A 24140-nucleotide genomic window follows, 5' to 3' on the forward strand; every position below is an offset into this window, starting at 1 on the left:
GTGGGGCGCGCTTATCGTATATTTTCTATAAAAAATAAAGAGGCTGGGACAAAAGTATTTTAGCTAAAGTAAAACCCGAACAAATTTGCAAGACACTCATACGGTGTTTTGCCATTGTTCGGGTTTTCTAAATACAGTGCTTAATTTATTTGAAAGTAATTCGGCTTTCGCAAAGAGCTAATTAGTTATGTCCCAGCCTCTTATTTTTAAAAGTATTTATTAATCTTCTTCAATATCTTTTCGGTTTTTCTTTAACATTTTAGATAGCATTTCATAAACGATTGGTACAACTAATAATGTTAATAGTGTTGAAGATAGTAAACCACCGATTACGGTAATCGCTAGGTCTTTTGAAATTAGACCACTACCACCATTACCAAGTGCCATTGGAATCATCGCACCGATTGTTGCTATGGCAGTCATTAGGATTGGACGTAAACGAGTTGCACCTGCCTCTAAAATGGCCTCGCGCATAGCAAGTCCGTCACGTTCCATATGGATAATGCGGTCTACTAATACGATGGCGTTTGTCACAACGATACCGATCAGCATTAATAGTCCCATCATAACAGAAACAGAAATTGTTTGACCTGTGACGAACAAGCCGACAAATGCACCAATTACTGCGAATGGTAGTGAGAACAGGATAGCAAATGGTGCTAAACCTTCACCGAATGTTACTACTAGGATGAAGTAAACGATAGCAATTGCAGCTAACATTGCAATTCCAAGCTTCGTGAATGTTTCTTGCATATCTGCAGCAACACCTCCAACGCCAGTCGTTACACCTTTAGGTAAATCTAATTTATTGATTTTTTTATCAGCCGCTGAAGTTGCTTTTGAAATATCGTCACCGATAATCGTACCAGAAACTTTTGCGAAATATTCACCTTTTGAGCGAGATAATTTGTTTAATGTAGTGCCTTCTTCTACTTTTACTAACTCGCCGATTGTCATTGTTGTGCCTAAAGCTGTTTGGATTTTAGTAGCTAAAACATCATCAATAGATTTGGCCGCAGCTTTTTCTTCATGTTGTACAATAACATCAATATCGTCACCATCATACTGAACTTTAGTTAAAACTTCTGGTGATGTATTTTCATTTAAAGCCATTACAATTTGAGCAGTAGTTAATCCGTATTGTAGAACATTCTTTTGATCTACTTTTAGGACATGCTCAACAAATGGATCTTCATTATCAGACTTAATGTCTTCTAAACCATTAACTTCTTTTAATGCACCTTCCACTTGTTTCACTGCTTTGCGAAGATTATCTAGATCTTCACTATATAATGTGTAACTTACTTCATTTGAAGACGACGACATTGATGAGAAGTTTTGAGATTTCCATGCTCCTGATTGACCGATGTTAGTTACATAGTCTTCAACTTCACTACGTGCTTCAGGGAAGTCCTTCATATCTGGATCGAAGATGAGGTACATTAAGGCACCACCAGCACCGCCACCCATCATCATTGCCGAAGGATCAACATGTTTAGGGTCATTGATCGAAACTTGTAAAATATTAACGTCTTTACGTTTCATTAATTCTTTTTCTACTTTTGCAACATTTGCTTCTGTATCTTTCATTAGCTCGCCTGTACCAGGAGTATACGTTAAGTACATAACCTTATCTTCTTGTGAGCCCATGAAACTGAAGCCAATAAGTGGTGTTAAAGCAAGAGAACCAACAAGCAATACAATCGCTATAACTGATGTAATGATTTTATGATTTAATGCTTTCAATAATACACCTTTATACCAAAGAGCTAGTTTACCAACTTCTTTATGTTGACTTTCTTTTTTCTCACCGTATATTTTTTTACGGAATAGGAAGTGAGATAAAGCTGGAACTATTGTAATCGCCACTATTAATGAAGCACCTAGCGCAAATGACATTGTTAACGCAAACGGCATGAATAATTCACCAACCATACCGCCTACAAACATTAGTGGGGCGAAAACTGCTACAGTTACTAATGTAGAAGAAAGGATTGGTTTGAACATTTCAATTGTCGCTTCACGAATAAGAGCACGACCTGTTAGTTTTTCTTCTTTTAAATGGATACGTCGATAAATATTTTCAACAACTACAATTGAGTCATCGATGACACGACCAATCGCCACGGTTATCGCACCGAGAGTCATAATGTTTAATGTGATATCCATCCAGTTTAATAGTAGTAATGCCATGAATACTGAAACTGGGATAGAAATAATCGAAATAATTGTTGATTTGAAATCACGTAAGAATAGTAGGATAATTAATACGGCAATGGCACCACCGAATACTGCTTTTTCAATCATTGTGTAGACTGAATCTTCAATCGGTTTACCTTGGTCAAGTGAGATATCCACTTTTAAGCCGTCTAATGATTTTTCTTCGTCTTTCATTAAATCTTTCACTGCATTTACGACTGTTACCGTATTTGCATCTTGACCTTTAACGATTTGAATCGCAATCGCATCTTTGCCATTTGTACGTGATACAGATTGTACTTTACCTTCTACATCAATCGTTGCAATATCGCCTAAGCGCACGAATGGTGAAGGATTTGTAGCTGAAGGTGTGACTGGGATTAATAAGTCTTTTAACTCATCGATAGATTTAACTTTACCGTCTACTGAAACTGCTTCTTCACCAACAGTAAATTGATATAAACCAAGTGATAGTGACATATCACTTGCTTGAATCATTTGCTTGACAGAATCCTCTGTTAAGCCAAGAGCAGCCATTTTTGCTTTATCATATTTAAATGATACTTCATTAATGTGCTGACCATTGATAGTTGCTGAAGCAACGCCATCAATTTTTTCGATTTTAGGAAGTAGGATGTTTTCTACTGTTGACGTTAATCCAACAATATCTTCCTTAGAGCTACTAACCGATAAACCGACAACAGGCATCATATTCATGCTAATTGCCATAATTTGTGGCTTTTGAGCACCTTCAGGTAATTTTATACTATCTAAAGCGGACTCTAATTGGCGCTTTTTCGCATCCATATCAATCCCGTAATCATATTCAACTTGAACTTGTGCTACGTTTGAAGAGGATGATGAGTAAACTGCCTTTACATCTTCTAAGCTTTCTATTGACTTTTCAAATGGAATGGAAAGCTCATTCATGATCTGTTCAGGTGTTGCGCCAGGATAAACACCCATTACAATTAAATATGGTATAGAAATATCAGGTATGGATTCCATCTTCATTCTTGTACCTGAATAAATACCAGAGACAGTGATGATAATTGTTAATAACCACACTGCCAATTTGTTTTTCAATACGAAATTAACTAAACCTTTCACCTTCACACCTACCCTTATTGACTAACTAGATTTCGTTATTTATACTAATGACTAATCGGTCATTTGTCAATGAAATACACTAGGAGAGAATTAAAAGTATGTTAAAAAAGCAACTTATTATGGAGAAAGCATTGGAGCTATTCTCAGAACAAGGCTTTGAAGCTACATCTGTACAACAAATTACAGAAAGATGTGGAATTTCAAAAGGTGCATTTTATTTATCTTTCAAAACAAAAGACGAGCTTCTAATTTCCATGGTAGAATATTATCTGCAACAGTTTGTTACTGACGTTGACCAAGTAGTCAGAAGTTCGCTTAGTAAAGATATCATATTAGTTGAATTTTACAAAAGTATTTTTCAAGCGTTTAAAAACCATGCCGCATCTGCCCGTGTGTTTTTTAATGAGAAAGTACTTCTTACAAAAAAAGAGTTGTTTCAGAAAATAATTGCCTATGATGTCGAGATGTCTAAGTCGATCATCTATATGCTGGAGCAGCTATATCAGGATGAACTCCACGAAACAAAATATGATGTCATGTATTGCATTAAAGGGTTTATGAAAAGTTATTCAGAACTTTTTATTTTTTCTGATATACCACTCGATTTAGATCAATTGGCTAAATCTCTAGCTGAAAAGACGGAAATAATTGCACGGCATACGACAATTCCTTTTATAACCGAAGAGCTCGTTCAATTAACAGCAAAACCTTGTAATGAAGAACTTTCACAGGAATCTTTGCTAGGTTTAATCGACCAACATCTAGATGGCATAGAAGATACTATAGAACGCGAGTCTCTAGAATTATTAAAATACCAAGTTGAAAATCCAACCTATAGTAAACCGATTTTAAAAGGTTTAATTGAAAACATACGCTTAAAGCGAGATTATAGTTGGGTTGCTTATGTAATAGCTAAATACTTTAATATTTAGGCATAAGGATAGGATTGATTGGTTACTCTATCGGGTGGATCCTCTTTTATCTTCATTCAGAAGATATTTTCTGTGTGATAGCTAAAATTTCGCCAAATCGAAATTGATGGAGATTAAAAAATGGTTGTACGAAAAATTGAAGTGTTTAGTGGCAATTATGTAATGGTCTAGGTGATTAGAATTGATTGCTACAATAGAGTCGTTATAATATATACGAAAAAAAGAACAAGGAGGTTTCGAAAAAACGAAAATTAAAAAACTACGCAATTTTGCGTAGTTTTTTTAATGAGGTTAGACCTCCATAATAATCGGTAAAATCATAGGGCGACGTTTTGTTTTTTCAAATAAATATGGTCCTAATACGTCAGTGATTTCATTTTTTAGCTCAGTCCATTGAGGCGTTTTGCCTTGAATTGTCTCGTTCAGGTGACGGTTTAACATTTTTTGCGCTTCATTAATCATCGTACCTGACTCACGCATGTAAACAAAGCCTCGTGAAATAATGTCTGGGCCGGAAACAATTTTTTGATTTTCCATATCCACACTGACAACAACGATCACTAAACCTTCTTCAGAAAGAATGCGTCGATCACGTAATACGATATTGCCGATATCTCCAATACCATTGCCGTCAATATAAACGTCTCCTGAAGGAATACGACCTGCTACATGTGCTTCGTTGGCACTTAATGCTAGCACGTCACCATTCTCCATAACGAATGTGTTTTTAAGTGGAACATCACAATCTTCTGCTAGATGAGTATGCATTTTCAACATACGGAATTCACCGTGAATCGGCATAAAGAATTTTGGCTTCATTAAGCGCAGCATCAATTTTTGTTCTTCCTGAGAACCGTGACCAGAAGTATGGATATTATTAAGTGCACCATGAATAACTTCTGCACCAGCACGGAAAAGTAAGTTGATGATCTTGTTTACACTTACTGTATTTCCTGGTACTGGCGAAGAAGAGAAGATAACTGTATCACCAGGCTGGATTTGGATTTGACGATGTGTACCATTGGCAATACGAGAAAGAGCCGCCATCGGTTCACCTTGAGAGCCTGTACATAATATCATTACTTCATTAGCTGGAAGACGATTAATGCTTTGGGCATCAATAAATGTATCCTTTGGTGCATTAATATAGCCTAGTTCACGACCAATTGTAATGGCATTATCCATTGAACGTCCGAAGACAGCAATTTTTCTTCCGTATTTTACTGCAGCATCTGTTGCTTGTTGTAAACGGTGAATGTTAGACGCGAAAGTTGCAAAAATAATACGGCTATCAACCTTACGGAAAATTTCATCGATACTTTTTCCGACTGTACGCTCTGACATTGTGAAGTTCGGCTTTTCTGCATTTGTACTATCTGAAAGCAAGCACAGTACTCCATCACGGCCGATTTCAGCCATTTTTGTTAAGTTGGCTGGCTCGCCTACTGGTGTAAAGTCAAATTTAAAGTCACCTGTATGCACGATGTTACCAGGTGGTGTTTTAACAACAATACCGTATGCGTCTGGAATACTATGTGTTGTTCTAAAGAAGCTAACAGATGTTTTTCTGAACTTAATAACATCCTCTTCTTTAATTTCGATAAGCTTTGTAGTACGTAGCAAGCCATGCTCGTCTAACTTATTGCGTAATAAGCCAAGTGCAAGCTTACCACCGTAGACAGGGACATTTACTTGACGTAATAAGTAGGGAATACCACCAATATGGTCTTCATGTCCATGCGTAACAAATAATCCTTTAATTTTGTCGGCGTTGCGTACTAAATACGTGTAATCCGGAATTACATAGTCAATGCCGAGTAAGTCGTCTTCTGGGAATTTAATACCGGCATCAATTAATATGATTTCATCTTGAAATTGAACGCCGTAAGTGTTTTTGCCGATTTCGCCCAGTCCGCCGAGTGCGAAAACAGCTGCTTGGTCATTTTTAACAAACTTCATGTTTGTTAAATTTCCTCCAAGATGAAGTTCGGACTTGCTTGTTCGTAGACTAAATAGTTACCTTCAAGCAGTTGAACGAACTCGATGTTGTAGTTTCGGTCTTTTAGCTTTTGACGTACTTCGCGTTCTGAAGCAGCTTCAAGGTATAGACTTTTAGTATTTTCGCGAACTGGAATTTCATTTGCATTTTCTTGATAATAAACTTTGTAAATCATAGTTTGCTCTCCTTTTATTGCGTACAATTTTATTGCACCTTTGACTAATACCACGCACGTACTACAAGAAAAAACAGCAAATTTCTAGATACTAAGGACGAAATTAGGCGTTTGAAGTTCTTGTATCTCAATGCTACAATCCAGACGTAATTACAACAAGGTGTAATTGAATAAAGCAATGAGACAGTGGTTGCACATAGCCAAATAAATGCATTTCCTTTATATTATCACGCAGTTACTCTAAAATAAAGAAAAGCCCTTCAAATAATGAAGGGCAAATGTTAGGCAATTGATTTTTTTCCGAGTATGCCGCGAAGTTGCTTCAACAATTTCCGTTTGAGTTTCTTCAGCATGGCACATCACTCCTTAGGATTATTATAACAAAAAATATTACCTCTGTAAAGTTATTAACCTTTGCAGCATATTACATAATGAAGGGGACTATAAGATGAAGAAAATATTATTTTTTGATGTAGATGGTACACTTTATAATAGTGAGAAAATATTACCTGCTTCTGCGAAAGAAGCGCTTTTTGAAGCTCGTCGTAATGGATATGAGCTAGCGATTGCAACTGGACGTGGACCTTTCATGATTCAATCCTTACTAGAAGAGTTAGATATTAATACGTATGTGACATTTAACGGACAATATGTTGTTTATCGTGGTGAAGTTGTCTATACAAATGGTGTTGAGAAAGACGAGCTAGCCAAAATCATTGCCTTTGGTGAAGCGCGAAATGAACCTGTAGTATTTTTAGACGACAAACGAATGGTTGCATCTGTAGGAAATAACGATAGGGTAGTAGAAAGCTTAAATACATTAAAATACCAGTATCCAACTATAGACTCAACTTATTATATGCAGAACGATGTCTATCAAACACTTATTTTTATGGAAGAAAAAGATGAACATTTATATCGTGAAGCATTTCCAAACGTGCAGTTTGTACGTTGGCATCGTTATTCTTGTGATATTTTACCAAATGGAGGCTCTAAGGCTGTTGGTATTGAAAAGATCCTTAAGAAAATGGGGCTGACATTAAATGATGCCATTGCTTTTGGGGATGGTATCAACGATATTGAAATGCTGCAGGCTGTTGGGGCTGGCGTAGCGATGGGGAATGGGCATGAGAGAGTAAAGGCTGTTGCTACCCATATTGCCGAGCATGTAGATGAGGACGGTCTTGCTAAAATCATGCGCCAATTAAATATTATCTAAAGAAGCTAAAGAAGCAACTAGTTGTAAAGAATTGACTACAACTAGTTGCTTTTGTATTTAGTAAATTATTCAGTGTCTTTGTTTGTATTTACAAGTTTCAACTGTACACCTTCATCTGTGAAATGATTGATAGTGTCTTTAGAGAGTGCGTAATCAGTGATAATCATATCTACCTCATTTACTGGACAAACTTGAATAGCGACATCTTTGTTGAATTTCGAAGAGTCCGCTGCTATATATACAGTTTGAGAAATATTTATAATTTGTTTACATTATGTAAGGTTATCGAAAATTATATGGCGGTGATAAACAATGAAGATTGAAGCGATTATTTTGGATTGGGCAGGTACAACTGTTGATTTTGGTTGCTTTGCTCCTGTGAATGTTTTCCTTACAGTTTTTGAAGATGCGGGAATTAAGGTAACGCTAGAGGAAGCGCGTAAACCGATGGGGATGCTAAAAATTGATCATATTCGTACAATGCTCGAAATGCCTAGAAATCGTGAAGCTTGGAACCAAAAATATGGCCGAGATTTTACGGAACAGGATGTCCTAGCTTTATATATGCAGTTCGATTCAAAATTAATGGAATCATTAGCCACTTACACAGATCCGATTCAGCATGTGAAAGAAACGGTACAGCGATTAAAAGAAGAGGGTATTCGTATTGGCTCTACGACGGGATATACAGACTCTATGATGGCGGTAGTGACTCAACATGCAACGGCAAAAGGATATGAACCTGATTTTTTAGTAACGCCTACTCAAGTAGGAGATAAAGGACGCCCATACCCATATATGGAGGCATTAGGTATTAAGGCAACGAAACAAGTTGTGAAGATTGGTGATACAACTTCAGATATTCAAGAGGCTCTAAATGCAGGCGTATGGGCTGTTGGTGTTATTGTTGGAAGCTCTGAGATGGGGTTATCTGAAGAAGAGCAGCGACTAGCTATTGAAAAAACAGCACGAATATTTAAAGAAACAGGTGCACATTATACGATTCAAACGATGAAAGAGTTGCCCGCACTGCTGGGAGAAGTTAATGAACGTTTAGAACGAGGATTAGTTAATGCATAAAAATAATGGGGGTATTTAAGTTTAGACTAATTGAAAATTGGCAGTGACGGATAGAAGATCGCAACGAGGTTGGAAAGAAAGTAGACCCCCGCAGTTTACAATAACTGCAGGGGTTTGCTTTCTTTCTGTGCTCCTAATCGCGCTCATATGGTATAGAATCTGGAATTTCCACAAATGGATTTTTTTCATTGATGCGATCGTAAAACATAATGCCGTTAAGGTGGTCTAATTCGTGTTGGAAGGCTATAGCAGGCAAGCCTTTAAGTCGCATTTTTTTCTCTTCACCGTCAATTGTTTTAAATTTAACTGTGACGCGAGCATGACGTGGTACATAGCCTGGAACATTGCGATCTACAGAAAGGCAGCCCTCACCCGCTGCAAGGTATGTGTTTTCTACAGAGTGGCTAACGATTTTTGGGTTGATTGCAACAAAACTTAATTGTTCGCCATTCTCATCTGTTAAATGAAGGGCAAACATTCGATGTAGGCTATTTACTTGATTGGCAGCTAATCCAATGCCGCTACGTAAATTATATTTATCTGCAATTTCAGGATCTTGGCTGTTTATTAAGTATTGAAGCATATTTTCTGCAAGCTGTCTTACTTCATCAGTTAAAGGGAATTTAACCTCTTCAGCTTTTGTGCGTAAAGTCGGATGACCTTCGCGAATAATATCATCCATTAAAATCATATATGAATCTTCCTTTCAACTTTGTAGTGCTTACTTATAATTATACATCACGAATTAAAACAATCACATGAAAAAAGACCTTATTTGAATATACTTAAAAAATTTTTCTATAGCTATTAGATTGTCTAGAACTGGGGCATTCTACTATTGGTAACATGTAGGGAAACTTAATAATTGTGTACTTTCAATAAGTTGTTATATTACAGTTCTTGTTAATCAATGGTACAGTATAAAACAGAGTTCTTTAATCGTTATTTTAGAAAAAATCTTTGTTTGTACGCGTAATATATGATTGACCGACAGTATTTTATTAAGTATACTGAGTGCAAAGAATAAGTTGTACTAGTTGAAATGGTGATTTATTTTAATACAGCTGAAAGGGAGATGTGACAAATGGGCAATAAAAACAATAATATTTTTGACGCTAAACAAACGCTAACTGAAATAGAAGATAAGTTTGAAATGTTTCAAATTTTGAATGAAGAAGGCGAAATTATAAATGACGAGGCAGACCCAAAGTTATCTGATGAGGAGCTAGTTGAGTTAATGACGCGTATGGTTTATACACGTATTTTAGACCAACGTTCTATCTCTCTTAACCGTCAAGGTCGATTAGGTTTCTATGCACCAACGGCTGGGCAAGAAGCTTCACAACTTGCTTCACACTTTGCATTAGAAAAAGAAGATTGGATTTTACCAGGTTACCGTGATGTACCACAAATCGTATGGCATGGTTTACCTTTAGATAAAGCGTTTTTATTCTCGCGTGGTCATTTTATGGGGAACCGAGTTCCTGAAGGTGTAAATGTATTAGCACCTCAAATCATTATCGGTGCACAATATATTCAAGCTGCAGGTGTAGCGCTTGGTATTCAAAAACGTGGTAAAAAGGCTGTGGCTGTAACTTATACAGGTGATGGTGGTTCATCGCAAGGGGATTTCTATGAAGGTATTAACTTTGCAGGTGCGTTTAAATCACCAGCAATCTTCATTGTACAAAATAACCAATATGCAATTTCAACACCTCGTGAATTACAAACAGCTGCGAAAACAATTGCTCAAAAAGGTGTAGCAGCTGGCTTACCAAGTATTTTAGTAGATGGTATGGATGCGCTAGCAGTTTACGTAGCAACACGTGATGCACGTGAGCGCGCAGTTAATGGCGAAGGTCCAACATTAATTGAAACAATGTGCTATCGCTATGGTCCTCATACAATGGCAGGGGATGACCCAACGCGTTACCGTACATCTGATACAGATAATGAATGGGCACAAAAAGACCCTCTTGTACGCTTCCGTAAATATTTAGAGGCGAAAGGTCTATGGGATGAGCAAAAAGAAGAAGCTGTTATTGAACGTGCGAAAGAAGAAATTAAAGAGGCGATCAAAAAAGCCGATGCTGCTCCAAAACAAAAAGTAACACAGTTAATGGAAAACATGTATAAAGGCGAAATGCCATCTAATTTAAAAGAACAGTATGAAATCTACAAAGAGAAGGAGTCGAAATAACCTATGGCACAAATGACAATGATTCAAGCAATTACAGATGCACTTCGCACAGAATTAAAGAATGATGAAAACGTTCTTGTATTCGGGGAAGATGTAGGTGTCAACGGTGGGGTATTCCGCGCAACTGAAGGCCTACAAAAAGAATTTGGTGTTGACCGCGTATTCGATACACCATTAGCAGAATCAGGTATTGGTGGCTTAGCAATCGGACTTTCTCTACAAGGTTTCCGTCCAGTACCTGAGATACAGTTCTTCGGTTTTGTTTATGAAGTAATGGATTCAATTAGTGGTCAATTAGCACGTCTGAGCTATCGTAGCGGTGGCGTCTATAATGCACCAGTAACAATCCGTTCTCCGTTTGGTGGTGGCGTGCATACACCTGAAATGCACTCTGATAGCTTAGAGAGCTTAATGACAGCACAGCCAGGTTTAACGGTTGTTGTCCCATCAACACCATACGATGCTAAAGGCTTACTAATTTCATCTATTCGAAATGATAACCCAGTAATTTTCTTAGAGCATTTAAAATTATATCGTTCATTCCGTGAAGAGGTACCTGAGGAAGCATACGAAATTCCACTAGGTAAAGCGGATGTAAAACGTGAAGGTAAAGATCTAACAATTATTGCCTACGGTTTAATGGTTCACGAAAGCTTAAAGGCTGCAGAAGAGCTAGAAAAAGAAGGCCACTCTGTAGAAGTTATTGATTTACGTACAATCCAACCAATTGATATTGAAACAATTATTGCGTCAGTTGAAAAAACAGGTCGTGCAATCGTTGTACAAGAGGCTCAAAAACAAGCAGGTATCGCTGCAAATGTTGTGGCTGAGATTACAGAACGCGCGATTTTAAGCTTAGAAGCACCTGTACTTCGTGTGGCTGCACCAGATACTGTGTACCCATTCCCACAAGCTGAAGGTGTTTGGTTACCGAACTATAAAGATGTAATGGAAACAGCGAAAAAAGTTTTAACATTCTAATGTAGCTTCTAAACTTGAAGGAACTGTAAATAGAAAGGATGGGTACACATGGCATTTGAATTTAGATTACCTGATATAGGCGAGGGTATTCACGAAGGCGAAATCGTGAAATGGTTCGTTAAAGCTGGAGATACAGTAAAAGAAGATGATATTCTTTGTGAAGTGCAAAATGACAAAGCAGTGGTAGAGATCCCTTCTCCGGTTGAAGGGAAAGTAGAGGAAGTTTTAGTAGGAGAAGGCACAGTAGCGGTTGTTGGTGATGTCTTAATCCGTTTTGATGCACCTGGCTATGAAGACTTAAAGCTAAAAGGTGATGACCATGCTGAAGCGAAAACAGAGGCTCAAGTTCAAGCGACAGCTGAGTCTGGTCAGGAAGTAGCAAAGGCACCTGTTGAAGGTGAGCAGGTTCCAGAGAAAACTCCTGAAAAGACTGTAGCTGTAGTTGAAGATAATAAGCGTATCATTGCAATGCCTTCCGTACGCAAATTTGCACGAGACAATGATATTAATATTCGTGAAGTTAAAGGTACAGGCAAAAATGGTCGTATTTTAAAACAAGATATTGAGAATTTCCTAAAAGGTGGAGGCGCTGCAGAGGTTGAAGTAGCACCAGTAGCTAATGAAGAAGCGGCTCAAGAAACTGCTGCACAAGCAGCACCAGTAGTACTTGAAGGTGAATTCCCAGAAACACGTGAGAAAATGTCTGGTATTCGAAAAGCGATTGCAAAAGCGATGGTTCATTCGAAACAAACGGCTCCACATGTTACACTAATGGATGAAGTCGATGTAACAGCTCTAGTAGCACATCGTAAAAAATTCAAAGATATCGCTGCTGAAAAGGGTGTAAAATTAACGTACTTACCATACGTAGTTAAAGCGCTTATTTCAACTTTACGCGAATTCCCAGAATTTAACCGCTCATTAGATGATGCAACGCAAGAAATTATTCAGAAGCATTATTACAATATTGGTATTGCAGCAGATACAGAAAAAGGCTTGCTAGTACCAGTTATTAAGCACGCAGATCGTAAATCTGTTTTTGCAGTATCAAACGAGATTAATGAATTAGCGACTAAAGCGCGTGAAGGCAAGCTGGCACCACATGAAATGAAAGGCGCTTCGATGTCGATTACGAATATCGGCTCTGCAGGAGGACAATGGTTTACTCCGGTAATTAATCATCCTGAAGTAGCGATTTTAGGTATTGGTCGAATTTCAGAAAAACCTGTAATAAAAAATGGTGAAATTGTAGCCGCACCTGTGTTAGCATTATCATTGAGCTTTGATCATCGTATGATCGATGGAGCCACTGCGCAAAATGCTTTAAATCACTTAAAGCGTTTGTTAAGTGAACCAGAATTATTATTAATGGAGGCGTAACAAAAATGGTAGTAGGAGATTTTCCAATCGAAACAGATACTCTTGTCATTGGTTCAGGTCCTGGAGGATATGTAGCAGCAATTCGTGCAGCTCAAACTGGCCAAAAAGTAACAATCGTTGAAAAAAATGTACTTGGTGGTGTGTGCTTAAACGTAGGTTGTATCCCATCAAAAGCATTAATTTCAGTAGGTCACCGTTTTGAGCATGCTAAACATTCAGATGACATGGGTATCATCGCTTCTGATGTGAAATTAGACTTCTCAAAAGCACAAGCTTTTAAAGACAGTGTTGTTAAAAAATTAACTGGCGGTGTTGAAGGCTTACTTAAAGGTAATAAAGTTGAAATTGTACAAGGTGAAGCTTATTTCGTTGACGCTCATTCAGTGCGTATCATCAATGGTGAATCTGCTCAAACTTACACATTTAACAATGTAATTATCGCAACGGGTTCTCGCCCAGTTGAAATTCCAACATTTAAATTCTCTGATCGCGTACTAAATTCTACTGGCGCACTTTCTTTACAAGAAGTACCAGGTAAATTAGTCGTTATCGGTGGAGGCTATATTGGTACAGAGTTAGGCTCAGCTTATGCTAATCTTGGCTCACAAGTAACAATTATCGAAGGCGGAAAAGATATCTTAGCTGGTTTCGAAAAACAAATGACACAAATCGTGAAAAAAGGCCTTAAAAAGAAAGGCGTTGAAATGGAAGTAAACGCATCTGCAAAAGGCGTTGAAGAAACAGAAAACGGCGTAGTAGTAACATATGAAGTTGGCGGAGAAGAGAAAAAAGTTGAAGCTGACTATGTATTAGTAACTGTAGGTCGTCGTCCAAATACAGATGAAATGGGCCTTGCTGAAATCGGTATTGAATTCGGTGAACGTGGTCTTATCAATGTTGACAAACAATGTCGTACAAATATTCCAAACATCTATGCAATTGGTGATATTGTAGCAGGTCCTCAGCTTGCTCATAAAGCATCTTACGAAGGTAAAGTTGCTGCTGAAGCAATCGCTGGTGAAAAATCAATCGTTGACTATTTAGCTGTTCCTGCTGTATGCTTCACAGATCCAGAAATGGCAACAGTTGGTTATAACGAAGATCAAGCGAAAGCAGAAGGTATCGAATACAGTGCAGCGAAATTCCCATTCGCAGCAAATGGTCGTGCACTTGCATTAAACCAAACAGAAGGTTTCGTGAAGCTTGTTGCGCGTAAAGAAGATGGCTTATTAATCGGTGCTCAAATCGTAGGTGCTGGTGCATCTGATATGATCGCTGAAATGGGCTTAGCAATTGAAGGCGGTATGACTGCTGAAGATATCGCGTTAACAATCCATGCTCACCCAACATTAGGTGAAATTACAATGGAAGCTGCTGAAGTATTACTTGGCAACCCAATCCATATTGTAGCTAAAAAATAATAAGGCTTATGAAAACGGCTATGAAGCATTTGCTTTGTAGCCGTTTTTTTGTATATTACTTGTAATTTTGATAAAGTAATTATATCGAATGAATATTCGAAAAATATAATTCAGTTAGGAATCTATTAAATGCCGGATAGACTTAGTGAAAGTGTCAGATAGATCTTGTGAAGTGCCGAATAGATCTCAGACATTGACTGCTAGATGTCCGAAAATGATAACAATATTTATGAAAAAGAGAAGTTGAACAAAAAACTGGGGTGATAACAATGGAACTAGGCTTAAAGGGGAAAGTAGCGGTTATTACAGGTTCAAGTAAGGGAATTGGTTATTATACAGCGATGCAGCTTGTGAAAGAGGGGGCGAAGGTTGTACTTTGTGCTCGTGGTGAAAAGCAGCTCCAAGTGGCCGCTGGCTGTATTAAAAACGAAACAGGCGAGGACGTATTAATTGTACCGACTGATATTACAAAGGAAAAAGATTGTAAGTACTTAATTGAACGAGCAGTAGAACATTTTGGTCGCCTTGATATTGTTATTAACAATGCAGGTACAGCTTCAGCTAATCCATTTGAATCGGTTAGCAGTGAGCTATGGCAGGCTGATCTAGATTTAAAAGTGTTTGGTGCTGTTAATTGCTCAAAATATGCTGTACCTCATTTACGTAAGGTTGGTAGTGGTGCAATTGTAAATGTGACCGCGGTAATGGCTAAAACGCCACCAGCAAGCTCACTTCCTACTACCGTAAGTCGTGCGGCAGGGCTTGCGTTAACAAAAGCTATGAGCAAAGACTTAGGTAAAGATAATATTCGTGTGAATTCTGTTTGTATTGGGCTTATTCGTAGTGATCAAATAGAGAAGAAGTGGAAAGAAGAAGCGCCAGAGCTATCGTGGGAAAATTATTCTCGCAAGGTAGGTCAAGCGATTCCGCTTGGTCGCGTGGGGGATACTCAAGAAGCAGCAAATGTCATTACTTTTTTAGTATCAGATGCAGCAAGTTATGTGACAGGAACTTCTGTAAATATTGATGGCGGTTCAGGACATGCATTATAGAGTAATAATTTTTTGAAAAGACTATTTAGCGGTGTCTAAAAATGAATGTAGAGCAGTTTTTAGACAACCTCTTTATTTAATGTATAGAAAAAGGATGGCTCAAAGTGTTTTGGAGTTATCCTTTTTTTCTATTGTTTTCCTAAAATTATAATAGACAGAAAATTCCTGCAGATGTAGAATGAACGTTATAGGGGGTGAAATGTGGCGAAATGTTGAACGAGAATTTTGCTTTGATGTTAAAGAGGGTTGTTTTTATTATTGTTCAGATTGGGATACTCTATATTTTTTATTATATGGGTGTCGGTATTGTGGCTTTACTACATGTACCTCTTCCTGGAAGTGTAATTGGATTACTATTATTAGCACTAGCACTCAATTTTAAAATAATTAAAGTTGAGTACATTCAAGATGGAGCAGGCTTTTTAATTGGTGTATTAACCTTGTTTTTCATTCCTGCAACAGTAGGAGTGATTGACTATCCTGAACTTTTTTCAACAACTGGCCTATTGATTATGCTAGCCGTTATAGCAAGCACGCTAATCTCTATTTATGTTACAGGATTACTTAGTCAAATGGTTGAGAAAAAAGAGCTGGCTAAAAAAGAAGCAGAAGCCATTGTAGAAGAAGGGGAGGGGGAATTAACTGTTGATTGAAATTATTGTTGTCGTAGGCACCGTTGTCTTGTTCGTGTTATTTACAAAGCTTTATCAACGATACCCACATCCTTTAATGATCCCACTAGTGACGACAACTATCGTCAGTGCAGTCATATTATTAGTTTTTAATATTCCATATTCTACTTATATGGAGGGAGGAAAATGGCTTCAAAAAATGCTAGGTCCAGCAGTTGTAGCCCTTGCGTATCCTCTATATAATCAGCGTGAGATCATTATGAAATATAAGTATGCAATTTTGTCAGGTATTTTTATCGCTATGATTACGGGCTTGGCGACAATATTTGTTATGCTGAAATGGATTGGCGTCAATAAAAGCTGGCTACTGACGGCCTTGCCTAAATCATTAACGACACCTGTAGGTATGCAGGTGAGTGAGACAATTGGCGGCATTCCACCATTAACAGCTGTACTCGTAATGCTAGCAGGGTTTGTAGGCGCTATTATTGGACCGTTAGTCATTAAATACGGCAAAATTGATTCAGCCGTTAGTAGAGGTGTTGCAGTAGGTAGTGCTTCACATGGCGTTGGACTTGTTAAATTAAGAGAATACGGAGAACAAGAATTATCAGTAGGCTCACTATCTATGGCTTTAACTGCAATTATAGGCGCATTTTTATGTCCACTATTTGTTTATTTATTTTTGTAAAAAAAACTATATACAGAAATCTGTATATAGTTTTTTTAACTTTTTTCGATAATAATTTGAATGGTATGAGCAAGTCCTGTGTGGAGCATACCTTCATTTCGTACTTGTTCACCTGTGAAAAAATGGATGATTTTATAAGGTTGACACCATTTTAGAACATCTAATGGGTCATATAAAAAATCAAGCTGTTTTGGGCCACCCGAGGCGTAAGGTAGTTGATAAATTGAATAAAGTTCCATCATAATACGACCGCCAGATTTTACAGAATCTACAATTCGCTTAAACACTTCTTGTTGCTGTTCAGTTTGAAAATGTCCAAACACCATAAGAGCAGCATCAAACATTTCTACTGGTAGTTCATCTTGCAGTAAGTCAGTAAGCTTTGTTTGAACTGTAACATTATGTTTTTCTGCGAGCTGTTCTGTTTTTTTAAGACCGCTTTCGGCATAATCAAAGGCAGTTACTGTATGTCCCTGTATAGCTAAAAATACAGCATTTCGACCTTCACCTTCGGCATATGCAGCCACATTTTCATAATCCTTTAAATAGTGTACATAGTCTTCTATAAATGCATTTGGGTGCTCACCATAAACATATTCGATTGTTTTGAATCGTTGATCCCATGTGTTCATTCCATCACTCCTTTACTAAATATTGTAAGTGAAGTAAGCTCTAAAATCGAATTTTTTGCTTAGTTCATGAAAGCAACTATGCGTTGCGAATTAGCAAATAACAACTTCTAGAATAAAGTGTAATAATCCATTATTATTTGATCAAAATCCTATAAGTTGGAGGTGAAATTCAATGAATTTAGAAAACCGTCTAAAGGAATTGAGAGAACAACATAAGTATACACAGGATGATGTCGCAGGTTTTTTAAATATTTCAAGACAATCAGTTTCTAAATGGGAGTTAGGAAAGGGATATCCTGATATTGATAATTTAAGAAGGTTAAGTGATTTATATAAAATTTCTTTAGATCAGCTTATTACTGGGGAAGAAAAATATCATACACTAGAAGAGTCAGCCCCAGCTTCAAATAAATCCGATCACAAAACTATTGGGGATTTTTTGTGGAGGCATTGGTGGCTTATGTTCCCTATATTAGGTATGATCTCTACTTGGTTTTATTATTATTAATTGACAAAAAGCTACCTCATTGTGAGGTAGCTTTGCATTAAATAATAGGTTTGCGTTCTTTTATGACGCGAATGGTTTTTAATGTTGTGTCTTCAGGTCCTTGAACAGGTAAACCAGCTTCAATATTCATTTGAATATAACGAATATTTTCTTGAGTAATTATTTCCCCGGGAATAAAAATCGGAATACCTGGGGGATATACCATAACGAATTCTGCACAAATACAATTATCCGCTTCTGCAAGAGGAACAACTTCAGTATCTGCATAAAATGCATCGCGTGGTGACATGGCAAGTGCAGGAATTCCAGGTACATTGACCACTGTTTCAGTAATAGCAGCCTCTGAATCGAATGCCTTTGACATACGACTAAGGGCATTGATGAGGAGATTAATTTCCTTTTTCGTATCAGCTAATGTCACTAAACATAAAATATTGTATAGATCCGATAATTCTACTTCAATATTTGCATTGTGACGAAGCCATTCTTCAGCTTGATGACCAGAAATACCTAAATCTTTAACACTTATTAGTAGCTTTAAAGGATCCATATCATAAGTTGCTGATGAATTTAATTTTTCTTTACCAGCACATTTTAAATGTGGAATTAGGTTAATGCGTTTACGAGCATCCTTTGCCAAACGAAGTGCATCACCAATTAAATCATAACCATGGATTGCTAGCTGACGTCGTGCTGTGTCAAGAGAAGCAAGTAATGGATAAGATGTCGATGTCGTCGTTAGCATCGACAGGACAGCTTGCACACGTTTTGCAGAAACAAGTCCTTCACGAACATTTAAAATAGACGTTTGAGTCATAGAACCACCAAGCTTATGTACGCTTGTTGCTGCCATATCAGCCCCAGCTTCCATTGCGGAATAAGGAAGATCATCATGAAATTTAATGTGTACACCATGTGCTTCATCGACAACTACCGGGATGTTGCGGCTATGAACGATTTCAATAATACGCTTTAAATCTGCAGAGAAGCCGTAGTACGTTGGATTAATGACAAGAACTGCCTTTGTATCTGGATAAGCATTTAAAGCTTTTTCAACAGCTTCAGGCGATATTCCATGAGAAATACCGTATTCACTATCTACTTCAGGATGAATAAAAATCGGGATTGCACCAGCGAAAACAATCGCCGACATAATGGATTTATGAACATTCCGCGGTACTAGAATCTTATCACCTGGACCGACGATGGTCAGAATCATCGTCATGATAGCGCCACTAGTACCTTGAACGGAAAAGAATGTATGATCAGCACCAAAGGCTTTGGCAGCAAGTGCTTGTGCTTCTTTAATGGCGCCCTTTGGTGAATGTAAATCGTCTAGTGGAGCAATATTAATTAAATCAATTGATAAAACGTTGTCGCCGACGAATTCTCGAAATGCAGGATCCATACCGTGACCTTTCTTATGGCCTGGAATATGGAACTGAATTGGATGTCTATTTCGATGTTTAAGTAATACGTCGAACAATGGAGTCTCTAATTGTGACAACGCAGGTACCACCTCACTTTTTAATATTTAAGAAAACAAATGAATTATAGCACCTAATTGCATGAAAAAAAAGACTTTACAGAAAAATAAAAATAAAAGGATTTCCGGATAATTTCGAGAAATTAGTATCGTAGGAAAGGGGAGATACTATGAATTGGAATACACATGTGACAAATCTCTTAAATATTAAATACCCAATTATTCAAGGAGGGTTAGCCTATTTAGCATATGCTGATTTAGCAGCAGCGGTGTCGAATGCTGGGGGGCTAGGGCAAATTACAGCAATGAGTTTACGAGATCCTGACTTATTGCGCGCTGAGATTCATAAAGTACGAACATTAACGGATAAACCGTTTGGCGTAAATTTTGCAATTGGTATGTATGGCACTAGCTATGAGGATATGGTGCGTGTTGCAGTGGAAGAAAAGGTACCAGTCGTTACAATGACTGGCGGGAATCCTGCACCTATTTTTGATATTTTGGAAGGAACGGATATAAAAAAATTAGTACTTGTTGCTGCACGTAGACAAGCTCAAAAGGCAGAAGAACTAGGCGCAGATGCTGTTATGGTTGTTGGGCAAGAGGGCGGAGGTCATCTTGGACGCGATGATATCGGGACAATGGTACTTGTGCCACAGGTTGTAGATAGTGTGAAAATACCTGTTATTGCCTCGGGTGGAATTGGTGATGGCCGTGGCTGGATGGCTGCTCATGCACTGGGAGCAGAGGGAATTGAAATGGGTACTCGTTTTATAGCGACAAAGGAATGTGTTGATGCCTCTGAGGCTTATAAAGAAGCCTTACTCGCAAGCACCGAGGCAGATACGACTGTTATAAAACGTTCTATAGGTGCACCAGCACGAGCGTTGCGCAGTGAATTTACGGAAAAGATTTTAGAAATTGAGCGCACTACACCTACGTATGAGGCATTAAAAGATTATATTAGCGGGAAAGCAAATAAACGTTTTATTTATGATGGCGAAAAAGATGAAGGACTTGGCTGGGCTGGACAAGTTACAGGAATGATTCATGATATTCCAACAGTTGAGGAGCTTATCACTCGAATGCTTGCGGAAGCAGAAAGTATTCGGGTAAAATGGGCTTAACGACATCCGAGCAAAGTATTCAATCTAAGGAGTTTAACTGAAACTAAACCTTAGATGTGTACGCAACGATACTGCGGAATTTAAGCCTTTGGAGAGTCATACTAAATGGTAGTAGCTTTTTGCGAAACCACACTCGGAGAATAAGGAAGACACAAAAACGAAAATCAAAAGATATAAGTTGTGTCACAGTAGAGATGTCTACATTTTTTAGAAATGTATATGTTTTTTGTATCGGTCAGTAACATAAAGGTGGTTATGTCCAATGGAATACTCTTATCCGTTTTCAACTGATTGGTCAACTGAGGAAATTGTTGATGTTGTCCAATTTTTTGAAGGAATTGAAAAAGCTTATGAAAAAGGCATTAAGCGTGAAGTAATGATGGCGAAATATCGTCGTTTTAAAGAAATTGTTCCTTCACAGGCCGAGGAAAAATCGATTTTCCGAGAATTTGAAGAAGCAAGTGGCTATGTCAGTTACCCTGTCGTGAAACAAACAAAAGAAGCAACTGATGGCACGATTATTAAAGTTGCCCCGAAGCAACGGCGATAAAAAATGAGGCTAGGACAAAATTGGTCACAACCTTAAAAAGCGCGAGAAATCAATTTTAGCAACATTGATTTCTCGCGCTTTTCTGATGAGAAATTTTTTAATTTTTCTTAAAAAATATGCTTATGCCCTAACCTCTTCATAGTGTTAAAAAACAAAATGATCAAGCTTTATCACTATAAATCGAGTGATACGTCAGAAGATACATGCTTTATGAAGTGGTTGATTGGAGTGGAGACTGAGCGACTCCTTGGGCTCATCGGACGCCCCCAGGAAAGCGCACAGTCGGAATGGAAATCAACCCCTCGTTTTGCCATAGGGGCATACTTAATTGACACCTAATTTTATTGACCATTTTTTTATCTGATAGCTTAACACTATCTCTGTGTTAAAAATAAGCATATTTCATATACTACATAAACAATATAATACATTTTCCGAATTTTTTTGAAAAGCAGAGAAAAAATAAATAATTTCCTCAAACCCTCATCGACAAGAATATTCTTCAAGCAAATTTTCATTTGCTAGGGATAATAAAGTAAATTTTCCACAATATATAAATATAAGGTTTTGTCATTGGAATTGTTTTAATTATTATGCCGCAAAGCTTGAAGCGTAATCCGTCAAATTTTATTTTCCAACAATGATGTTATAAATAGGGAGTAAACGGCTAAAGGTTTCTTCCGTTAATTGATGAAGTTGACTAGCTGATAGCTTAACTGCTTGGTCTTTTGGAATATGCCGACCTACTAAAAACTCGCCTTTTTTAACATCACGTAAACGAATAAGTAAATCATCTAGCTTGTCTTCCTTTGCATCTTGCATGGAGATTGCTGCTGGAGACATATGATCCCCAGAGACAATGAAATCATCAGGAAGCTGCTGTAGCATTGCTTTGTTGGTAATTAAACGTTCTGCCATCACATTTTTTTGTGGAGCTTCATAAATAATAGCTAAGACGATGAATAAATGTGTGCTCCAAAGACCAATCTGAAAGTGAGGTAATGATTTATAACCTCGTTTGTACGGAGCGAAGGCAACCCAGCTGTCATTTGGGGGATTTATTGTTCTACGCGCATGCTTCGCAACATGAGGATAAAATTCTTCTCCAAGATGACTCGAAAAGAAGGAAGAAAAATCCTCTCCAAGCAATTGGAATTTTGGTCGTACACATAAATTTAATGCATCCATTCTCTGTTCTAAACCGTCTATTTGAAAAACATTGAAGTCTTTGTTAGTCCACTTTATTTTCGGCATTTTTATTAACTCCTTTCGATTTATAAGGTTTATTTTATAAGGAAAATGGGAAAAAATCTTATAACAAGCACTTTATCGAATGTGATAAGTTTTTGTAAAAAATAAAAAAGGAAGTGATTTTTATGAAACCAATCGTAAAAATTATACGTAAAGTCGACATTGAAAAGCAATATGAACACATTTTACAATTAGAATTAGATTATGAATTAGCCTCGCTATTCTCGGCAATGAATGAAAAAAATGAGCTTGAAATTGAAAAAAGTAAAAAACGTCTGGCTGAAATACAGCTGGAACTTGAAAGCTTGCACGCCTATGCGTAATAAAAATTTTATACCAATTTGAAAAATCACTTGCTGAATATTCCGACAGCAGGTGATTTTTATTGCTATAAAGGGTAAAATAGACAGTATATCATAATGGAAAGTTATATTTTCAGGGAAGTATTATGTGCTAGGCTAAAAGTATAGAGCCTGAAGGGTGGGTTTTTATGGATTTACAACAAATTGATCAATTTGCGAAAAGTATTATATTTGAAGCGGGTAGTCGTATTCGAGAGGCCTTTTCGTACAATCTAGTTATCGAGACAAAATCAAGTGCCAATGACCTTGTCACAAATATTGACCGTGAAACAGAATTATTTTTTATCGAAAAAATACGAGGTTTCGATCCAACTCACAAAATTTTAGGGGAAGAGGGAATGGGAGAGAAAGTAGAGTCGTTAGAAGGTGTTGTATGGATTATTGATCCAATCGACGGCACGATGAATTTTGTGAAACAACATCGTCATTTTATGATTTCTATCGGTATTTTCATTAATGGAGTAGGCAAGCTTGGTTACATATTTGATGTAATGCGTGAAGATTTATTTTATGCGATTGCAGGCGAAGGAGCATGGTACAATGACTCTCCATTACGTAAATTGCAGTCAGTCAAAATTGAGGAATCGGTCATTGGCATAAACGCACACTGGGTAGCACCAAATCGACATATTCACCATGAAAAAGTAATTGAAATGGTTCGGAAAATACGTGGGACGCGGTCATATGGTTCAGCCGCAATGGAAATAGCGTTTGTTGTCAGTGGTAAATTAGATGCTTATGTATCGATGCGACTTTCTCCATGGGATATTGCTGGAGGTACTATTATCGCTAAGGAAGTTGGTGCCATTACCACTAATTTACATGGAGAGGGTTTTGATTTCCTGCATCAGGATACGTTTATCATTGCCAATCCTTCTATACACAAAGAGTTATTAGAAAAATATATTGTGCCTTATGTATAATAAAGGAGCCGTCTATTTTTTAGACAGGCTCCTTTTTACTATTAAAGTAGTCCTTGCTCACGCAGTTTACGTTTCATTTTAAAGGCTGTCATGAAAATGACACAAGTAGCCACAATGCCTGCTATTATACCTAATCCACTACCAACTGACACAGAATATCCGATAGAACACATTGCTAAAACAGCCGCTAATGCGTAAACGGCCATTACGAATTTTGCACGATTCATAGC

Annotated in this window: 24 protein-coding genes; 15 read left to right on the forward strand and 9 right to left on the reverse strand. The window is 37.5% G+C overall.

Features of this window, described 5'->3' with window-relative positions; all coding sequences use genetic code 11:
• Positions 1–219: 219 nt before the first annotated feature.
• Entirely contained in the window at positions 220–3309 is a 3090-nt protein-coding gene (locus tag ACQKOF_RS00175; protein WP_427552496.1) for an efflux RND transporter permease subunit, read from the reverse strand.
• Between the two features lie 98 nt (positions 3310–3407).
• Here ACQKOF_RS00175 and ACQKOF_RS00180 point away from each other — a divergent pair, with 98 nt between their 5' ends.
• The gene (locus ACQKOF_RS00180; RefSeq protein ID WP_427552498.1) at positions 3408–4241 is read left to right on the forward strand and encodes a TetR/AcrR family transcriptional regulator; all 834 of its coding nucleotides are present in this window, start codon (positions 3408–3410) and stop codon (positions 4239–4241) included.
• A 291-nt stretch (positions 4242–4532) separates the two neighbouring features.
• On the opposite strand, the gene rnjA is transcribed toward ACQKOF_RS00180, so the two are convergent.
• Both rnjA and ACQKOF_RS00190 read right to left on the reverse strand, forming a co-directional pair.
• Positions 4533–6200 carry a ribonuclease J1 gene (gene rnjA, locus ACQKOF_RS00185; RefSeq protein ID WP_427552500.1) on the reverse strand — a complete coding sequence of 556 codons (1668 nt, stop codon included), beginning with the start codon at positions 6198–6200 and terminating at the stop codon, positions 4533–4535.
• A gap of 5 nt (positions 6201–6205) precedes the next feature.
• The gene (locus ACQKOF_RS00190) at positions 6206–6415 is read right to left on the reverse strand and encodes a DNA-dependent RNA polymerase subunit epsilon (protein WP_427552502.1); all 210 of its coding nucleotides are present in this window, start codon (positions 6413–6415) and stop codon (positions 6206–6208) included.
• Positions 6416–6863: 448 nt separating this feature from the next.
• Here ACQKOF_RS00190 and ACQKOF_RS00195 point away from each other — a divergent pair, with 448 nt between their 5' ends.
• Positions 6864–7634 (forward strand): Cof-type HAD-IIB family hydrolase, encoded by a 771-nt coding sequence (locus ACQKOF_RS00195; RefSeq protein WP_427552504.1) that lies wholly within the window; start codon positions 6864–6866, stop codon positions 7632–7634.
• Between the two features lie 65 nt (positions 7635–7699).
• On the opposite strand, the gene ACQKOF_RS00200 is transcribed toward ACQKOF_RS00195, so the two are convergent.
• Positions 7700–7897 (reverse strand): hypothetical protein, encoded by a 198-nt coding sequence (locus tag ACQKOF_RS00200; protein WP_427553142.1) that lies wholly within the window; start codon positions 7895–7897, stop codon positions 7700–7702.
• Positions 7898–7946: 49 nt separating this feature from the next.
• Here ACQKOF_RS00200 and phnX point away from each other — a divergent pair, with 49 nt between their 5' ends.
• Positions 7947–8714, forward strand: coding sequence for a phosphonoacetaldehyde hydrolase (gene phnX, locus ACQKOF_RS00205; RefSeq protein ID WP_427552506.1), 768 nt, complete (start codon positions 7947–7949; stop codon positions 8712–8714).
• Between the two features lie 133 nt (positions 8715–8847).
• On the opposite strand, the gene def is transcribed toward phnX, so the two are convergent.
• Positions 8848–9405: a peptide deformylase gene (gene def / locus ACQKOF_RS00210; protein WP_427552508.1), complete on the reverse strand. Its 558-nt coding sequence runs from the start codon at positions 9403–9405 to the stop codon at positions 8848–8850.
• A 393-nt stretch (positions 9406–9798) separates the two neighbouring features.
• On the opposite strand from def, the gene pdhA reads away from it, so the two are divergent.
• The 7 genes from pdhA (at position 9799) to ACQKOF_RS00245 (ending at position 17071) form a co-directional block, all read left to right on the forward strand.
• Entirely contained in the window at positions 9799–10914 is a 1116-nt protein-coding gene (pdhA, locus tag ACQKOF_RS00215) for a pyruvate dehydrogenase (acetyl-transferring) E1 component subunit alpha (protein ID WP_427552510.1), read from the forward strand.
• 3 nt (positions 10915–10917) lie between these two features.
• On the forward strand, positions 10918–11895 hold the full coding sequence (locus ACQKOF_RS00220) for an alpha-ketoacid dehydrogenase subunit beta (protein ID WP_370045965.1): 978 nt from the start codon (positions 10918–10920) through the stop codon (positions 11893–11895).
• A gap of 48 nt (positions 11896–11943) precedes the next feature.
• The gene (locus ACQKOF_RS00225) at positions 11944–13275 is read left to right on the forward strand and encodes a dihydrolipoamide acetyltransferase family protein (protein ID WP_427552513.1); all 1332 of its coding nucleotides are present in this window, start codon (positions 11944–11946) and stop codon (positions 13273–13275) included.
• A gap of 5 nt (positions 13276–13280) precedes the next feature.
• Positions 13281–14696: a dihydrolipoyl dehydrogenase gene (gene lpdA / locus ACQKOF_RS00230; protein WP_427552515.1), complete on the forward strand. Its 1416-nt coding sequence runs from the start codon at positions 13281–13283 to the stop codon at positions 14694–14696.
• A gap of 269 nt (positions 14697–14965) precedes the next feature.
• Complete coding sequence (locus ACQKOF_RS00235) at positions 14966–15748, forward strand: SDR family NAD(P)-dependent oxidoreductase (RefSeq protein WP_427552517.1); 783 nt, start codon at positions 14966–14968, stop codon at positions 15746–15748.
• Between the two features lie 209 nt (positions 15749–15957).
• A complete protein-coding gene (locus ACQKOF_RS00240; RefSeq protein WP_427552519.1) occupies positions 15958–16401 on the forward strand; it encodes a CidA/LrgA family protein in 444 nt (147 codons plus the stop codon).
• Positions 16394–17071 carry an LrgB family protein gene (locus ACQKOF_RS00245; RefSeq protein ID WP_370045974.1) on the forward strand — a complete coding sequence of 226 codons (678 nt, stop codon included), beginning with the start codon at positions 16394–16396 and terminating at the stop codon, positions 17069–17071. Before ACQKOF_RS00240 ends, ACQKOF_RS00245 begins: the two co-directional genes overlap by 8 nt.
• 35 nt (positions 17072–17106) lie before the next feature.
• Here the strand turns inward: ACQKOF_RS00245 and ACQKOF_RS00250 are convergent, their stop codons facing one another.
• Positions 17107–17703 carry a class I SAM-dependent methyltransferase gene (locus tag ACQKOF_RS00250; RefSeq protein WP_427552522.1) on the reverse strand — a complete coding sequence of 199 codons (597 nt, stop codon included), beginning with the start codon at positions 17701–17703 and terminating at the stop codon, positions 17107–17109.
• A 172-nt stretch (positions 17704–17875) separates the two neighbouring features.
• Between ACQKOF_RS00250 and ACQKOF_RS00255 the strand changes: the two genes are divergently transcribed.
• Positions 17876–18211 (forward strand): helix-turn-helix transcriptional regulator, encoded by a 336-nt coding sequence (locus ACQKOF_RS00255; protein ID WP_427552524.1) that lies wholly within the window; start codon positions 17876–17878, stop codon positions 18209–18211.
• 37 nt (positions 18212–18248) lie between these two features.
• On the opposite strand, the gene ACQKOF_RS00260 is transcribed toward ACQKOF_RS00255, so the two are convergent.
• Positions 18249–19718, reverse strand: a complete 1470-nt coding sequence (locus tag ACQKOF_RS00260; protein ID WP_427552526.1) for an aminotransferase class I/II-fold pyridoxal phosphate-dependent enzyme — start codon at positions 19716–19718, stop codon at positions 18249–18251.
• A 149-nt stretch (positions 19719–19867) separates the two neighbouring features.
• Between ACQKOF_RS00260 and ACQKOF_RS00265 the strand changes: the two genes are divergently transcribed.
• Together ACQKOF_RS00265 and ACQKOF_RS00270 are read left to right on the forward strand one after the other, a co-directional pair.
• The gene (locus tag ACQKOF_RS00265) at positions 19868–20824 is read left to right on the forward strand and encodes an NAD(P)H-dependent flavin oxidoreductase (RefSeq protein WP_427552529.1); all 957 of its coding nucleotides are present in this window, start codon (positions 19868–19870) and stop codon (positions 20822–20824) included.
• A gap of 262 nt (positions 20825–21086) precedes the next feature.
• Positions 21087–21374 carry a UPF0223 family protein gene (locus tag ACQKOF_RS00270; protein ID WP_427552532.1) on the forward strand — a complete coding sequence of 96 codons (288 nt, stop codon included), beginning with the start codon at positions 21087–21089 and terminating at the stop codon, positions 21372–21374.
• A gap of 627 nt (positions 21375–22001) precedes the next feature.
• Here the strand turns inward: ACQKOF_RS00270 and ACQKOF_RS00275 are convergent.
• The gene (locus ACQKOF_RS00275; RefSeq protein WP_427552535.1) at positions 22002–22628 is read right to left on the reverse strand and encodes a YktB family protein; all 627 of its coding nucleotides are present in this window, start codon (positions 22626–22628) and stop codon (positions 22002–22004) included.
• Between the two features lie 122 nt (positions 22629–22750).
• On the opposite strand from ACQKOF_RS00275, the gene ACQKOF_RS00280 reads away from it, so the two are divergent.
• Positions 22751–22948, forward strand: coding sequence for a hypothetical protein (locus ACQKOF_RS00280; protein ID WP_053483442.1), 198 nt, complete (start codon positions 22751–22753; stop codon positions 22946–22948).
• 167 nt (positions 22949–23115) lie between these two features.
• Complete coding sequence (locus ACQKOF_RS00285) at positions 23116–23910, forward strand: inositol monophosphatase family protein (RefSeq protein WP_427552539.1); 795 nt, start codon at positions 23116–23118, stop codon at positions 23908–23910.
• 41 nt (positions 23911–23951) lie between these two features.
• Here the strand turns inward: ACQKOF_RS00285 and ACQKOF_RS00290 are convergent, their stop codons facing one another.
• A complete protein-coding gene (locus ACQKOF_RS00290) occupies positions 23952–24137 on the reverse strand; it encodes a DUF5325 family protein (RefSeq protein WP_370045988.1) in 186 nt (61 codons plus the stop codon).
• Between the last annotated feature and the right edge of the window lie 3 nt (positions 24138–24140).

Source organism: Lysinibacillus sp. NPDC093190, from assembly GCF_050280425.1.
Lineage (GTDB): Bacteria > Bacillota > Bacilli > Bacillales_A > Planococcaceae > Lysinibacillus.

Bases quoted from the DNA above. Each gene is read 5' to 3' on its own strand.
- ACQKOF_RS00225 (WP_427552513.1), top strand. From the start codon at position 11,944: ATGGCATTTGAATTTAGATTACCTGATATAGGCGAGGGTATTCACGAA.
- rnjA (WP_427552500.1), bottom strand. From the start codon at position 6,200: ATGAAGTTTGTTAAAAATGACCAAGCAGCTGTTTTCGCACTCGGCGGA.
- ACQKOF_RS00255 (WP_427552524.1), top strand. From the start codon at position 17,876: ATGAATTTAGAAAACCGTCTAAAGGAATTGAGAGAACAACATAAGTAT.
- ACQKOF_RS00250 (WP_427552522.1), bottom strand. From the start codon at position 17,703: ATGAACACATGGGATCAACGATTCAAAACAATCGAATATGTTTATGGT.
- ACQKOF_RS00195 (WP_427552504.1), top strand. From the start codon at position 6,864: ATGAAGAAAATATTATTTTTTGATGTAGATGGTACACTTTATAATAGT.
- ACQKOF_RS00270 (WP_427552532.1), top strand. From the start codon at position 21,087: ATGGAATACTCTTATCCGTTTTCAACTGATTGGTCAACTGAGGAAATT.
- ACQKOF_RS00240 (WP_427552519.1), top strand. From the start codon at position 15,958: ATGTTGAACGAGAATTTTGCTTTGATGTTAAAGAGGGTTGTTTTTATT.
- ACQKOF_RS00180 (WP_427552498.1), top strand. From the start codon at position 3,408: ATGTTAAAAAAGCAACTTATTATGGAGAAAGCATTGGAGCTATTCTCA.
- ACQKOF_RS00235 (WP_427552517.1), top strand. From the start codon at position 14,966: ATGGAACTAGGCTTAAAGGGGAAAGTAGCGGTTATTACAGGTTCAAGT.
- phnX (WP_427552506.1), top strand. From the start codon at position 7,947: ATGAAGATTGAAGCGATTATTTTGGATTGGGCAGGTACAACTGTTGAT.
- ACQKOF_RS00290 (WP_370045988.1), bottom strand. From the start codon at position 24,137: ATGAATCGTGCAAAATTCGTAATGGCCGTTTACGCATTAGCGGCTGTT.
- pdhA (WP_427552510.1), top strand. From the start codon at position 9,799: ATGGGCAATAAAAACAATAATATTTTTGACGCTAAACAAACGCTAACT.
- ACQKOF_RS00285 (WP_427552539.1), top strand. From the start codon at position 23,116: ATGGATTTACAACAAATTGATCAATTTGCGAAAAGTATTATATTTGAA.
- ACQKOF_RS00275 (WP_427552535.1), bottom strand. From the start codon at position 22,628: ATGCCGAAAATAAAGTGGACTAACAAAGACTTCAATGTTTTTCAAATA.
- ACQKOF_RS00280 (WP_053483442.1), top strand. From the start codon at position 22,751: ATGAAACCAATCGTAAAAATTATACGTAAAGTCGACATTGAAAAGCAA.
- ACQKOF_RS00190 (WP_427552502.1), bottom strand. From the start codon at position 6,415: ATGATTTACAAAGTTTATTATCAAGAAAATGCAAATGAAATTCCAGTT.
- def (WP_427552508.1), bottom strand. From the start codon at position 9,405: ATGATTTTAATGGATGATATTATTCGCGAAGGTCATCCGACTTTACGC.
- ACQKOF_RS00220 (WP_370045965.1), top strand. From the start codon at position 10,918: ATGGCACAAATGACAATGATTCAAGCAATTACAGATGCACTTCGCACA.
- lpdA (WP_427552515.1), top strand. From the start codon at position 13,281: ATGGTAGTAGGAGATTTTCCAATCGAAACAGATACTCTTGTCATTGGT.
- ACQKOF_RS00265 (WP_427552529.1), top strand. From the start codon at position 19,868: ATGAATTGGAATACACATGTGACAAATCTCTTAAATATTAAATACCCA.